This window comes from Dyella humi (genome assembly GCF_044904605.1).
GTDB classification, from domain to species: Bacteria; Pseudomonadota; Gammaproteobacteria; order Xanthomonadales; family Rhodanobacteraceae; genus Dyella_B; species Dyella_B humi.
Genome location: NZ_JADIKI010000022.1, coordinates 227044 through 240764 on the forward strand (window position 1 = coordinate 227044; position 13721 = coordinate 240764).

Genomic DNA, 13721 nt, shown 5'->3' on the forward strand with positions numbered 1-13721 from the left:
CAATTTTGAGCTGGCGCGTAGGTTGGCGGTGAGGCGAAGCCGAACCCCAACTTACAAATCTCCGTGGAGCGCCTGCAACGCCGCGAGTGCCGCCAATCCTGCCGTTTCCGTCCGCAAAATCCGCGGCCCCAAGCGCAATCCCTGAAAACCCGCTTCGCGCAACGCCGCCACATCGCGTTCGCCCAGCCCGCCTTCCGGCCCTACCACCAGCAACCCGCCCGATGCGCCGAAACGCAGTTCGCGCGCACGCAGCGTGCCTTCCGGTAGCAACGCCAGACGTTGCGCGCCATCATCGGTCAGGCTTTCCAGCCATACCTGCAGCGGTAGCGCAGGCACCACTTCGGGAATGCGCACCCGGCCGCTCTGTTCGCACGCGCTAGCCGCAACGGCGCGCCAATGTTGCAGGCGTTTCTCCGCGCGCGATGCATCCAGCTTCACCTCGGAGCGTTCCGTAAACAAAGGCACGATGCGCGCCACGCCGAGCTCGGTGGCTTTCTGCACGATCAGGTCCATCTTCTCGCCGCGCGCAACACCTTGCGCCAACGTAAGTTGCAGCGGCGATTCGTTCGCAATTTCCTCGCGGTCCTCGATGCGTAGCACCACGTCGCGCTTGCCGACGCTCACCAGCGTGGCGGCGTAGTCGTAGCCGTCGCCGTTGAAAAGAGTCAGCACGTCGCCCGCATCCATGCGCAGCACGCGCGCGACATGCTCGGCGGCTTGTGCGGGCAGCGACAGTTCGATGGCGGGTGCCAGCGGCTGGTCGACGTGGATGCGAGTGGTACGCATGGGCTTTCGATCGATGAAGGCTGTCCAGCATACCGCCTGATGCGCCACTGTTCAGCCATCTGAACGCGTCGCCTGTGAATGGGCCTTGCGATGAACCGAACCTGGTATCAGCATGGACTCACCTACAAGGCTCGTTCCGTCCCCACAGCGAGCAAGGAGGTTTGCCATGTTCAGATTAATTATTTCCGCAGCCCTGGCAGCAGGTATGGCGACGGCAGCGTTCGCCCAGTACGCGCCCACAACCGACCAACCCACCAGCACCACACCCGCCACGAGCAAGCACGCATCACCGATCAAGCCCGGCGATCGCCAGTGCATTCGCGACACAGGCAGCTTGATCCCAGCGAAGAAGGGCGAATGCCTGCCGGTCGCGGGTCGCTCCTATTCCAAGGGCGATATCGACGCCACCGGCGAAACGAGGCTGGGGCCGGCGCTGGAGAAACTGGATCCAGCCGTTACGATCCAAGGCAATGGCGGTCATTAGTCGTTGCCATTTCTTCTCCCTCTGGGAGAAGGTGCCCGAAGGGCGGATGAGGGTTCGGGCCGAGCGTGATACAGGCTGCTTGCGTAAGTCCTCACTGTCGCGTGCTGATCGAACCCTCACCCTAAACCCCGCTCCCGAAGGGAGAGGGGCTTCACACATCAATCCTTGATGGCACGCGCAATCCCTTCGCTCGCCACCTTCACCAGATGATCGATCTCGCCTTCGCTCACCACGTAAGGCGGCATGAAATAGATCACATTGCCTAACGGCCGCAGCAGCGCGCCGTGTTCCAGTCCATGCAGATAAACGCGCAGACCGCGCCGTTCTTCGGCGGGAAACGCACGGCGCGTCGCCTTATCGGCAACCAGTTCTACCGCGGCGATCATGCCTTGCTGGCGCACGTCGGCTACATTCGGATGCTCACGCAGCGGCGCCAGCTGTTTGGCGAGATGTGTGGCAAGTGCGCGATTGCGTTCCAGCACCGGCTCGTCGCGGAAGATCGCCAGCGTTTCCAGCGCGGCGCGGCATGCCAGTGGATTGCCCGTGTAGCTGTGCGAATGCAGGAAAGCCTTACCTGCGCTGTATTCGGCGTAAAAGGCGTCGTAAACGTGTTGCGTGGTCAGCACCGCAGAGAGCGGCAGGGTGCCGCCGGTAAGCCCTTTGGACAGACACATGAAGTCCGGCGCGATATTCGCCTGTTCGCACGCGAACATGGTTCCGGTGCGACCGAAGCCCACTGCGATTTCGTCGGCGATGAGGTGCACGTGGTATTGATCGCACAGCGCGCGCAGTCCGCTGAGGTAACTCGGGTGATACATGCGCATACCGCCCGCGCATTGCACCAACGGCTCCACGATCACCGCACAGGTTTCGTGCGCGTGGCGTTCCAGCAGCACGCGCATCGCTTCCAGGCGGCGTGTGGCGATGTGTTCGGGCGATTCGCCGTATTCGCCTTCGTATGCGTCGGGTGAGGGCGCAAGGATCGGCGTGAGCAGCAGAGGCGCATAAGTCTTGCGATACAGCGCCACGTCGCTCACGGACAGCGCGCCCAGCGTTTCGCCGTGATAGCTGCCGGTGAGCGCAATGAAGCGCGTCTTCTCACCGTGACCCTGATTGAGCCAGTAATGAAAACTCATCTTCAGCGCCACTTCGACCGCGGCCGAGCCGTTGTCGGCGAAGAAGACTTTCTCCAGACCTTGCGGCGTGATGTTCACCAGTTGCTCCGCCAGCTCGATCGCGACCGGATGCGTGAAGCCGGCAAAGATCACGTGCTCCAGCGTGAGCGCCTGCTCTGCGAGCGCCGCCGCAATGCGCGGATTGGCGTGCCCGAACAGGTTGGTCCACCAGGAGCTGATGCCGTCCAGGTAGCGGCGCCCATCTGCATCGATCAGCCAGGGGCCTTCACCGCGCACGATCGGCACCATCGGCACGTGCTCGTGATCGTGCATCTGGGTGCAGGGGTGCCAGATATGGCGAAGATCGCGCCGGGCGAGGGCGGCGTTGGCGTCGTGCTCATGAGTCATGCGGCTATGATCGGGGCAGCGGCGGTATGGCTCAAGCACTGAGAGCCTGTTCAATGTCTCCCCGCAGCCCGCATAGGCCCTGAGTGGCCGCCATGCGGCAGCGCGCGGCTTGACCAGACACCCAGTCTGGCGCTGCGCCACGCACTGCCACCTGACGACCACTCAGAACCTATGCGAACCACGTGGAGACATTGAACAGGCTCTAAGGAAAGATGATGAAGCGTTTGTTGGTGGTTTTGGTGGTCGGCGTGCTCGCTGTGGGCGCGCTGGCGTGGTTCATTCCTGCAAGCTGGGCGTTGCCCTTGTTGCAGTCGCAATGGCGCGGCGTACGGCTGGAAGGCCTCAGCGGAACGCTGTGGCAGGGCCGGGCGGAGCAGGTGTCAATCGCGAGTGGTCCGCCGCTCGGCCGTCTCGACTGGACGCTCTCCCGTCGTGCTTTGCTCGGCGATATCCGCGTGGATCTGAATCTGTATCAGCCGCAGTTGCAGGTGCAGGCCCAGATGCATCGTGTTTCCTCCGCGCAGATGGATCTGCATGACCTCACCCTGCACATGGATATGGCGATGCTCGGCGCGCAGCCGTGGCTGCACGGGCAGCCGCAAGGTCAGCTCGATCTACAGGTGCCGCAGGCACAACTGCAGGGCATTTGGCCGATGCAGCTCGATGCCACCGGCAACTGGTCGCAGGCGTCGATTCACACGCCACAGGGAGAAGTCCCGCTGGGTACGGTGATGTTGGCGGTGACCGGCCAGTCGGGTGCTATCCAAGGCACGCTCAATGACGATGGCAGCGGCCCCGTTCAGACGTCCGGACGGCTATCTTTCAGTCCTCTCGGCTGGGATCTGCAAGTTCGCCTCATCCCGCGCAACGATAATCCGGCGTTGCTGAGCTGGTTGCGCAGCCTGGGCACGCCAGCAGCGGACGGCACGCTCGAACTCCGCTATCGTGGCGGTTTGGCCCAGTTGAATCCGGTTACCAGGAAACCATGAACGAGCAGCGATGGGAGGCGGCGTTGAACGCCGCGCGCGAAGCGGCGGATGCAGCCGGCGAAGTGATCCGGCATTACTGGCGTCGCGGCGTGGAAGTGGAAATCAAATCCGATGCCACGCCGGTGACGATCGCCGACCGCGAAGCCGAGCAGGCGATCCGCGCCATTCTCGCGCGAGCGCTGCCGGGCGCGGCGATCTACGGCGAAGAATTCGGCCTGGATAACGACAGCGCCGAGTTGCTATGGCTGGTCGATCCGCTGGACGGCACCAAGAGCTTCGTGCGTCGCACACCGTTCTTCTCCACGCAGATTGCGCTGATGTATCGGGGCGAACTGGTACTGGGCGTATCCAGCGCGCCGATCTATGGCGAAACGATGTGGGCCAGCGCCGGCAACGGCACGTGGTTCAACGGCGAGCGCGTGCACGTGGCGGCCACCGCGGACATGGCGCAAGCCTCGCTTTCCATCGGCAACGTCAAGACGCTCACCAGCGATGCGCGCTGGCAGGCGCTCGGCCAGATGATTCGCGACAGCAACCGTATCCGCGGCTACGGCGATTTCTGTCACTACCATCTGCTCGCGCGCGGCGGGTTGGATCTGGTGATCGAGTCGGATGTGAATATTCTCGACGTGGCGGCGCTGGCGGTGATCGTGCGCGAGGCCGGCGGCGTGTTCACGGATCTTGAAGGCGAGGCGTTGAATCTGGAAACCCGCAGCGTGTTGGCGGGTACGCCGGCGATCCATGCGCAAGCGTTGGGCTGCTTTGCAGCAGGGAACGGGGAACGGGGAACAGGGAACAGGGGGGCTTAGGCGGCCCGGACGGTCCGGCGTCCGAAGGTGGGATCGATGGACGTGCCGCGATATGCGGACTTGTTTGGCACTTCATGTTCCCTGTTCCCCGTTCCCCAATCCTTTACAATCCCCCAAATGCCACCTCGCTATCCCGTCATCCACGCCACGCGCGATCTGGACACCAGCAGCTTCCTTCGTGCGGAGCAGGTGGACCTGGAATTTTCCAACGGCCAGCACCGTACATACGAACGCCTCAAGGCTCACGGCCTGGGCGCGGTGATTATCGTGCCGATGCTCGACGACGAAACCGTGCTGCTGGTGCGCGAATACGGCGTAGGCGTGGATCGTTACGAACTGGGTCTGCCGAAAGGCCGGCTCGACCAGGACGAAACGGTGGAGCAAGGCGCGGACCGCGAGCTGAAGGAAGAAGTCGGCTACGGCGCGCGCAAGCTCAAGATTCTGCACAACCTCTCGCTGTCACCGTCGTACATGACGCACATGGCGCATGTAGTGCTGGCGCAGGATCTCTACCCCGAACGCCTGCCCGGCGATGAGCCCGAACAGTTGGAAGTGGTGCCCTGGAAACTCGCCGAGCTGCACACGCTGGTCTCGCGCGATGACGTCACCGAGGGACGTTCCATTGCCGCGCTGTTTCTGGCGCGCGAATACCTTGCCGGACGTCTGCACATCTCGTGAGCGACATGCCCGATCATCCCCTGCTGCTCGAAATCGGCGCGCTGGCGCGTAGTGCCGGCGAAGCCATCATGGCGGTCTACCGCGAAGATTTCGACGTGGAGATGAAAAGCGATTGTTCGCCGCTCACGGCGGCGGATTTGGCTGCGCAAAAAGTCATCGCTTCCGGCTTGGCGCAACTTGATCCCGTGCTGCCGATCGTCTCGGAAGAGGCGAGCCAGCTGCCGTGGGAACAGCGCCGCGAATGGTCGCGCTACTGGCTGGTCGATCCGCTCGACGGTACGCGCGAGTTCGTCAAGCGCAATGGCGAATTTACCGTCAACATCGCCCTGATCGAGAACGGCCAGCCGGTGCTGGGCGTGGTGCTGGCGCCGGTCACCGAAGAGCTGTTCGCCGCCGCGCGCGGGCACGGTACATGGTGGCAAGTGCAGCGCGATGCCGAGTGGGAACGCATCTCTACGCGCGCGCTGGCCAACCCGCCGGTCGCAGCCGGCAGTCGTTCGCACGGGGGACCTGCGGAAGCGACGCTGCGCCGCTTGCTGGGCGAGGAATATCAGCTACATCCGCTGGGTTCTTCGCTGAAGTTCTGCCTGATAGCGCGCGGCTCGGCCGATGTCTACCTTCGTCGCGGTCCTACCAGTGAGTGGGATACCGCCGCCGCGCAATGCGTGCTGGAAGAAGCCGGCGGCGCGGTGCTCGATCTCGCCGGCAAGCCGCTGCACTACAACCGTGGTGAGTCGCTGATCAACCCGGAATTTCTGGCCGTGGGCGATGCCGACATCGATTGGGCCACGCGACTGCGCGAAGCAGGCCTGCCGTGAGTACGGCCGCGCGCCACAACCTCACCGATCTGCTTGCCATCATGGCGCGCCTGCGCGATCCGAAGCGCGGTTGCCCGTGGGATATACAGCAGGATTTCAGCACCATCGCGCCCTACACCATCGAGGAAGCCTACGAAGTCGCCGACGCCATCGATCGCAACGACTGGTATGGGCTGCGCGACGAACTGGGCGATCTGCTGTTGCAGGTGGTGTTCCATTCGCAGATGGCGAAAGAGCAGGGTCTGTTCGATTTCGACGACGTGGCGCATGCGATCAGCGAAAAAATGCTGCGCCGTCATCCACACGTGTTTGGTGATGCCAGTTACGCCGACGTGGAAGAACAGAAGCGCGCCTGGGAAGACATCAAAGCAGCGGAGCGGGCCGCAAAAGGGGCCGCACAGGACGATAGTGCGCTGGCCGGCATCTCGCGTGGCCAGCCGGAATGGCAGCGCGCGCTGAAGCTTCAACAACGCGCGGCCACGGTCGGTTTTGACTGGCCCGATCATCACCCGGTGATCGACAAGCTGCACGAAGAACTGGCCGAAGTCGCCGCCGAGTTCGAGGCCGGCGCCGATCCCGCGCGGCTGGAAGATGAGATCGGCGACGTGCTGTTCGTGGCGGTGAACCTCGCGCGCCATGCCAAAGTGGATTTTGCGCGCGCGCTGAAACATGCCAATGCCAAGTTCGAGCGGCGGTTCCGGCGGATAGAGCAACTGGCCGCGGAGGAAGGCAAAGCGCTTTCCGCGGCAGCGCTGGCGGAGCAGGAGGCGCTCTGGCAGCGAGCGAAGGCGGAAGAGCGGTAGTCTTGGTTCCTGACCCTGGGGCCTGGCAGGTCTTGCCCGCGGCGGCAAAAACGCTTCAACCTTTTCCCCGCCACACGCATCTGAAACATTCGAACACTGTCGGAGATATCGCATGCGTTACCTGCTCGTTCTACTGGCTCTGCTGCCACTCGCCGCCACCGCGGCGGAATGCCGCTACAGCGCCCCCCGTACCCTGCACGACGACTTGGCCGGCATTCGCGGTGTGCAGATTGATCTGCATAGCCACGACCTACACTTAGTCGGCAGCACCAGTGGCGGCACGCTGGACGTCAGCGGCCGTGCCTGTGCTTCCTCGGAATCGGCCTTGAACAACCTGCAGGTGACTTCGCATCGCGAAGGCGATCAGCTGATCATCGACGTGGGTGGCCACAATTCGTTCAATGTTGGCGTGTTCGGCATCTCGTACGCCTATCTGGACCTGCAGGCGCAGTTGCCCGCCAGCATGCCGGTCACCCTCAACACCGGTTCGGGTGATGCGTACGTCACCGGATTGACGCAATTGAACGTGCAGACCGGTTCGGGCGATCTGCATGCCGACCACATTGCGGGTGAGGTTTCGGTCACCACCGGTTCGGGCGACGTAGAGCTTTCCGACATTGGCAGCTTGAACGCTGGCTCAGTCGGTTCGGGTGACGTCAAAGCCCGCAACGTCCACAAGAGCGTGATCATCGGCACCGTCGGTTCCGGCGATGTCACGTTGGAACACGTGGGCGGCAGTGTCAACGTGAGCACCATCGGTTCCGGCGATCTCAACGTCAAGGACGTAGGCGGTGATCTGAGCGTGGGCGCGAAAGGCAGCGGCGATGTCGTACACAGTGATGTCCGCGGCAAGGTGAACGTGCCGCACGAGGATGACTGATCGGGCCGGTTTCAAGCCGCCAAGCGCATCACCAGATAAACCGCGACTGCGCAGACCAGCAGAAACGGCACCGATACTTCATGAAACAGCCGCATTCCGTGCGGCTGTTTTGCTAGGCGCAGTGCAATCAGGTTTGCGAGCGAACCGATCACCACGCCGAAGCCGCCCACGTTCACCGCCACTGCCAGTGCTACCGAGTTCTGCGCACGATCGAGCAGCAATACGGTGGCCGGCACATTGCTGATCAGCTGCGAACCGATGATGCCGCTGAGGTAAAGCGCCAACGGCTGCGTGAAATCGATCTTGTCGAGCGCGTGTTCTACCACTGGCAACGCGGCGAAATGGCCCAGGCCCAGAAAGATCGTCGCGAAAGTCGCCATCAGCAGCCAGTCGATGTACGTGAGCGTGCGCCAGGAAAATAGCGCGAACGGAATCACCAGCAGCAGCGCACCAAGCGGTGCATGGCCGTGTTCCATCATCATCACCATCATGGCGAGTGAGACGAGGGACAGAAGCGCCAGCGATACCGAAACCGGATGCCCATCGAGCTTATCGGCCTGCAGTTCCACGCGATCCTTCGGCAGCCAGAACCAAGTGAGCACGGCGACCATCACGAACATCACGGCCGCTGCGGGCAATAGACTGCCGACGAATTGCAGAAACGGCATCTGCGCGTGTTGCCAGATCAAGAGATTCTGCGGATTGCCGATCGGGCTGAGCGTGGAGCCGGCGTTGACGGCCAGCGCTTCCAGCACCGCCATGCGCAGGATCGGTAGATTCGACATGCCACCGATCGCCACCGTCAGCGGCACCATCAGGAACAGGCTGACATCATTGGTGAGCACCATCGACAACACCGCCGTCATGCTCACCAGCAGCAGGCCCACGCCGCGCAGCGAATGCATGCGCGCTACCAGCATGCGGGCCATGCGCTGCACTAGCCCGCTGTCGCGGATGCCCTGAATGGAGATCATCAATCCCAGCAAACCGCACAGCGTGGGTAGCTGCAGCCAACCTTTGTAGCGCGCCCATGGCTGCGGATCGATACACGCGAGCACCACGGTGAGCGCGGTAAACAACAGCAGCAGCCATTCGTGCTTGAGGCGGTTGAGCCAGGGGTGTGCGGTGGAGTTGTTGGAGGCGGCCATCGTCAATTGTGCGAAATACTCGTCCCATCTCCCCTGCGGGGAGAGGGCTAGGGTGAGGGGGCAATCTTGCGATGCAGGTAAATCGAAGCATGCTTCTTATGAGTTTGAGGCAAGCCTTGGCCCCTCACCCCAACCCTCTCCCCGTGGGGGAGAGGGAGTAAAGCTCACCACTCCGTCAACCCTTCTAACTCATACAACTTCTTCCAACTCGGCCGCGCACGCACCAGATCAGCCAACCGCTTCAGCGCAGGCCACTCCGTGACCGGGCGCGGCATGTTGCGCGACCATCGCATTAGCATGGTGAGCATCAGATCAACGCCGGAGAACTCATTGCCGAGCATGTACGGACCATGCGCGGAAAGATGTGCCTCCAGGCGATCCCAGATGCTTTCGATCTTGCGTTGAACGGCTGCGCGAATTTCCGGTGGCGATTCCTGGTGCCCAAGCTCCTGCGGATAGAACCAGAACCGATAGGTGGACATCAGCGCATTGCTGAGAAACACCGTCCACTGCAGCCATGCATCGCGTTCGGGCGTTCCGATCGGCGGAATGAGCTTTGCTTCCGGATGACGCTCGGCCAGGATGATCAGCAGCGCTCCCGATTCGTACACCGGCCAGCCATCGATCAACAGCGTCGGCACTTTCGCGCCGGGATTGAGCTTCAGGTATTCAGAGGTGTGCTGTTCGCTCTTGTCGATGTCCACCAACTTGAGCTGATACTCGGCACCGATTTCCAGCAGCGCCAGATGCACGACCATGCTGGCAGTGCCGGGGGAGTAGTAGAGGGTGTACATGCGCGGGCGATCCTTGTCGGGAAGGAAGTGCGCATCGTACCGCACAGCCATTCCCTCTCCCCGCAGGGAAGAGGGAACAGGACACCATCACTCCGCCCGCAACAACCGCATCGGCGGCGTATGCGTCACCTTCCGTGTGCCGGCCAGGCCAAGCAGCATCACCACGATGGCAGCGACCAGCGCGGAAAGTGCAAGCGGCAGCGGCTGCGGCATGAAATCCTTGATGTGGAAGACGCTGCGCCCCAGCCACCAGCCGCCGACCATCGAACCAAGCGCGGCGGTGATGCCGGCGATCAGGCCGAGCAGGGCGAATTCGCAGGCGGCGGCAATGCGCAGCAGGCCACGCCGCGCACCTAGCGTGCGCAGCAAGGCAGCTTCGTGGCGGCGTTCCTGTCCGCTGGTCGCCAGCGCGGCGGCCAGTACCAAGGCGCCGGCCAGCAGGCTGAAACCTAGTACCCAGCGCACCGCACCGGTCACGCGCTGCACGATGTCGCGCACGCGATCGAGCAACGCATCCACGTCCACCAAACTCAGGTTCGAGTAATCGCGCGACAGCGCCGCAAGCGCTTCCGTATTGCCGCGCGCCAGATAGAAGCTGGCGAGCCAGGTATGCGGCAGCGCATTCGCGTGCGACGGATCCATCAGCAGAAAGAAGTTCACACGGAAGGATGTCCAATCCACGCGACGAAAGCTGGCGACCTTCGCATCGATCTGGCCTTCGCCCACGTCGAAGCGCATGGTGTCGCCGAGTTTCAGCGCATACATGTCGCGCCACATCGTATCCACCGATACCTCGGGCTGCGCCGGATGCGTCGCAAACCACTGGCCGGCGATCACCGTATTCGCGGGCGGCAGGTCGTCCGACCAGGAGAGACGAAGCTGGCGATCGCTCCATTCTTTTGCGCGCTCGTCCTTGAATGTCAGTGTATCGATCGGATGGCCGTTGATGGCGGTGAGCTTGCCCACTGCCAGTGGCATCATGTTGAGCTGATTCGCGCCGATGTGCGCGAGCGCCTTGCTGAAGCCGTCACGCTGATCGTCCTGCAGATTGAGCACGAACCAGTTCGGCGTGTCGCTGGGCAGTTCCTTGCGCCAGCCGTCCAGCAGTGCGGGCGCCACCACGGCTAGCAGCAATAGCGCGGTAAGGCCCATACTCAGCGCTGTGGCCTGCACGATGCTCAAGCCACGCCGCCGTGCCAGCGCCGCCATGCCCAGACGCAGCGCCGGATGGCCGCCGGGTGCAATGCGCCGCACGATCCACAGCAGCAACGCAGCCAGCAGTGCTGCGACCAAGGCAACACCCAATAAGCTCACGGCAAGAATGCCAGCGAGCTTGGCGGAGCCGCTGAGATTCCAGATCAACGCCAGCGCAACGAGCGCAGGAATCAGATAAAGCGCATCGAAGCGACGAATGCGTCGTGCCATGCTGGCGCGGAAAACTGCCACAGGCGGCACATCGGCCAGCCGCACCAGCGGCGGCAGCGCAAAGCCGATCAGTACCGCGATACCCATGCCGGCGGCGGCGAGCGCGGGCAGAATCGGCAGCACGGTTGGCACACCCGAGAACAACTGGCTGGCGAACATCCACGCGCCTTGCGACAGCAACAGCGCGAGCAGCACACCTAGCAAAGCGGCAGGCAAAGCCAGACCGCCCATCGTGCCGAGCAACAGCGTAAAGACGCGCGCACGTGATGTACCAAGTGCACGCAGCAACGACACTTCACCTGTCTTGCGACGTGCATAGCGCTGCGAAGCCAGCGCGATCGCTACGCCCGAAAGCAGTGCCGAGAGCAACGCGGTCAGTCGCAAGAACGAGCCGGCGCGGTCGAACGCACTGCGCATGCGCTCCTGCGTCTGCTCCGGTGTAATCAGCTCGCCACCTTGCGGCAACGCGGCCGATTGCGCCCATGAGCGCCAGCTCTGCACGGCAGCCGGTTCACCGGCCAGCAGCAGATTGTGCCGCGCGCGGCTGCCGACGCCGAGCAAGCCGGCATGCTGCGCATCGTCGAGATTCATCAGTGCGCGCGGCGCCATCGCCACGAGCTCGCCGCCGTCCGGCTGCTGCAGCAATTCGCCCGCAATGCGCAGGTCGCGGCCGCCGAGTTGCACGGTATCGCCCACGCGTCGCTGCAAGGCCACCAGCGCGCGATGATCAAGGTAGACGCTGCCAGCCGCAGGGCCATGGCCGACGACTTGCCGTCCATCCGCCTGATTGATCAGCAGCGTGCCGCGCAACGGGTAAGCGGTGTCGGTGGCGAGCACGTCCAGCAACTGACTCTGTTGCTGCGCGAAGGCCACGCTGGGAAAGCCCGCCGTACGGGTGATCGCCAAGCCGCGTTCACTGCCGGCCACCGCGAATGTGTTCGGAATGCTCTGTGGCGCCGATACGCCGAGATCGCCGCCGATCAACTCGGCGGCGCTGGCGAGCACGCCGCGTTCCATGCGTGTGCTGAGCGTGGCCACTACGCCGAGCGCTACTACGGCGAGCACCAACGACGCAGCGAGCGTGCGCAGCTCCGGCAGATGCCATTCGCGGCGCAGGCTGCGCAGAGCTAGAAGCAGGATTTTCATGTCAGCGACTCTAGGCGGCCTTCCTGCAATTCCACGCGTCGCATGCACCGTTCGGCCAATTGCATGTCGTGCGTGACCAGTATCAGCGTGGTGTGATGATCGCGATTCAACGCGAACAGCAGATCGCACACGTGCCGCCCGGTGCGTCGATCCAGATTGCCGGTGGGTTCGTCGGCGAACAGTACACGTGGGCCGTGCACGAAGGCGCGCGCGATCGCCACGCGCTGCTGCTCACCACCGGAAAGCTGCGCGGGATAGTGCTTGCGTCGCGAACCGAGTTCAACCGCGTCTAGCGCGGCGCGCGCACGCTCGCGCGCATCGGCATGGCCTTCCAGTTCCAGCGGCAGCATCACGTTCTGCTCAGCCGTCAACGCCGGCAGCAGATGGAACGACTGGAACACGAAGCCGACCAGGCGCCGGCGCAAATCGGCGCGCGCTTCCTCGTCGAGCTGTTCTAACGCGTGGCCGTCCAGATGGATGCTGCCGCTCGTGGGCGTATCCAGGCCGGCAAGCAGGCCGAGCAAAGTGGTCTTGCCAGAACCGGACGCGCCCACAATAGCGAAGCTCTCGCCTGCGCTTACCTGCATGGCCACGTTGCTAAGGATATCCAGCCTTCCCTCGGGGCCGTTCACGGACTTGCTAACATCGCGAACTTCGAGGACGTGCTTTTCAACCCCAGGCTTTTCAGCCCCCGGCTGTTCACCCACCGAACGAGAACCACCACTCATGCGTCGTTTCCTTTGTTTGTTCGTGCTGCTTTTCGGTATCGGGGTAGTGCAGGTGGCGTCCACGCAAAACGCACCCGCAAAAAATCTTCTCGTGCTGGGCGATTCGCTGTCCGCCGCGCACAACATTCCCGTAGAAGCAGGTTGGGTGCATCTGCTGGAAGTACGTCTCAAACAGATGGAGCCGGGCTGGGCGGTGATCAATGCCAGCATCAGTGGTGAAACCTCGGTGAGCGGGCGCAACCGGTTGCCGGCGCTGCTGGCGCAATACCATCCGCGCGTGGTGGTGATCGAGCTGGGCGCCAACGACGGGTTGCGCGGACTGCCGCTGACCGACCTGCGTAGCAATCTTGCCGCCATGATCGACGCGGCCCAGCACGCAGGTGCGAAAGTGCTGCTGTTGGGCATCGAAATGCCGGTGAACTACGGCCCGCAGTACCGCGACGGCCTGCGTGCCGTGTACGCGGATCTGGCCCGTGAAAAGCACACCGCCCTAGTGCCGTTTCTGTTGGAAGGGGTGGCACTGAAGCCCGAACTGATGCAGGAAGACGGTCTGCACCCCATCGCTGCCGGCGAACCGCTCGTGCTGGACAATGTCTGGCCAAGAGTTAAACCGTTGCTCTAGCGGACCATCACCACAATTTCTCTCGCCGGAATTCACGTTGCCCTTACTACCCAGGAGGTTAGCCTTCACAAATGTGAAGACCGTAACG

At 63.1% G+C, this 13721-nt stretch carries 14 protein-coding genes; 8 read left to right on the forward strand and 6 right to left on the reverse strand.

Features of this window, described 5'->3' with window-relative positions; all coding sequences use genetic code 11:
• Positions 1-51: 51 nt before the first annotated feature.
• Positions 52-786, reverse strand: coding sequence for a 16S rRNA (uracil(1498)-N(3))-methyltransferase (locus ISP18_RS05870; protein ID WP_380007973.1), 735 nt, complete (start codon positions 784-786; stop codon positions 52-54).
• A gap of 166 nt (positions 787-952) precedes the next feature.
• Between ISP18_RS05870 and ISP18_RS05875 the strand changes: the two genes are divergently transcribed.
• On the forward strand, positions 953-1270 hold the full coding sequence (locus ISP18_RS05875; RefSeq protein ID WP_380007976.1) for a hypothetical protein: 318 nt from the start codon (positions 953-955) through the stop codon (positions 1268-1270).
• Between the two features lie 158 nt (positions 1271-1428).
• Here the strand turns inward: ISP18_RS05875 and ISP18_RS05880 are convergent, their stop codons facing one another.
• The gene (locus ISP18_RS05880) at positions 1429-2793 is read right to left on the reverse strand and encodes an adenosylmethionine--8-amino-7-oxononanoate transaminase (protein ID WP_380007979.1); all 1365 of its coding nucleotides are present in this window, start codon (positions 2791-2793) and stop codon (positions 1429-1431) included.
• 215 nt (positions 2794-3008) lie between these two features.
• On the opposite strand from ISP18_RS05880, the gene ISP18_RS05885 reads away from it, so the two are divergent.
• The 6 genes from ISP18_RS05885 to ISP18_RS05910 all read left to right on the forward strand — a co-directional run bounded on the left by ISP18_RS05885 (position 3009) and on the right by ISP18_RS05910 (position 7770).
• Entirely contained in the window at positions 3009-3782 is a 774-nt protein-coding gene (locus ISP18_RS05885) for a type II secretion system protein N (protein WP_404559252.1), read from the forward strand.
• The gene (locus ISP18_RS05890; RefSeq protein ID WP_380007985.1) at positions 3779-4591 is read left to right on the forward strand and encodes an inositol monophosphatase family protein; all 813 of its coding nucleotides are present in this window, start codon (positions 3779-3781) and stop codon (positions 4589-4591) included. Before ISP18_RS05885 ends, ISP18_RS05890 begins: the two co-directional genes overlap by 4 nt.
• 117 nt (positions 4592-4708) lie before the next feature.
• Positions 4709-5269: an ADP compounds hydrolase NudE gene (gene nudE, locus ISP18_RS05895; protein ID WP_380007988.1), complete on the forward strand. Its 561-nt coding sequence runs from the start codon at positions 4709-4711 to the stop codon at positions 5267-5269.
• A gap of 5 nt (positions 5270-5274) precedes the next feature.
• Entirely contained in the window at positions 5275-6087 is an 813-nt protein-coding gene (gene cysQ, locus ISP18_RS05900; protein ID WP_380007992.1) for a 3'(2'),5'-bisphosphate nucleotidase CysQ, read from the forward strand.
• Positions 6084-6890 (forward strand): nucleoside triphosphate pyrophosphohydrolase, encoded by an 807-nt coding sequence (gene mazG / locus ISP18_RS05905; protein ID WP_380007995.1) that lies wholly within the window; start codon positions 6084-6086, stop codon positions 6888-6890. Before cysQ ends, mazG begins: the two co-directional genes overlap by 4 nt.
• A gap of 112 nt (positions 6891-7002) precedes the next feature.
• The gene (locus ISP18_RS05910) at positions 7003-7770 is read left to right on the forward strand and encodes a DUF4097 family beta strand repeat-containing protein (RefSeq protein ID WP_380007998.1); all 768 of its coding nucleotides are present in this window, start codon (positions 7003-7005) and stop codon (positions 7768-7770) included.
• A gap of 11 nt (positions 7771-7781) precedes the next feature.
• Here ISP18_RS05910 and ISP18_RS05915 read toward each other — a convergent pair whose 3' ends face one another.
• The 4 genes from ISP18_RS05915 to ISP18_RS05930 all read right to left on the reverse strand — a co-directional run bounded on the left by ISP18_RS05915 (position 7782) and on the right by ISP18_RS05930 (position 13011).
• The gene (locus ISP18_RS05915) at positions 7782-8918 is read right to left on the reverse strand and encodes an SLC13 family permease (protein ID WP_380008001.1); all 1137 of its coding nucleotides are present in this window, start codon (positions 8916-8918) and stop codon (positions 7782-7784) included.
• Positions 8919-9082: 164 nt separating this feature from the next.
• Complete coding sequence (locus ISP18_RS05920) at positions 9083-9763, reverse strand: glutathione S-transferase family protein (protein WP_380008003.1); 681 nt, start codon at positions 9761-9763, stop codon at positions 9083-9085.
• Positions 9764-9799: 36 nt separating this feature from the next.
• Entirely contained in the window at positions 9800-12283 is a 2484-nt protein-coding gene (locus ISP18_RS05925) for an ABC transporter permease (RefSeq protein ID WP_380008006.1), read from the reverse strand.
• Positions 12280-13011, reverse strand: coding sequence for an ABC transporter ATP-binding protein (locus tag ISP18_RS05930; RefSeq protein ID WP_380008009.1), 732 nt, complete (start codon positions 13009-13011; stop codon positions 12280-12282). Before ISP18_RS05930 ends, ISP18_RS05925 begins: the two co-directional genes overlap by 4 nt.
• On the opposite strand from ISP18_RS05930, the gene ISP18_RS05935 reads away from it, so the two are divergent.
• Positions 13010-13633 carry an arylesterase gene (locus tag ISP18_RS05935; protein ID WP_380008012.1) on the forward strand — a complete coding sequence of 208 codons (624 nt, stop codon included), beginning with the start codon at positions 13010-13012 and terminating at the stop codon, positions 13631-13633. The two genes, ISP18_RS05930 and ISP18_RS05935, sit on opposite strands and share 2 nt — an antisense overlap.
• The last annotated feature ends 88 nt before the right edge of the window (positions 13634-13721 follow it).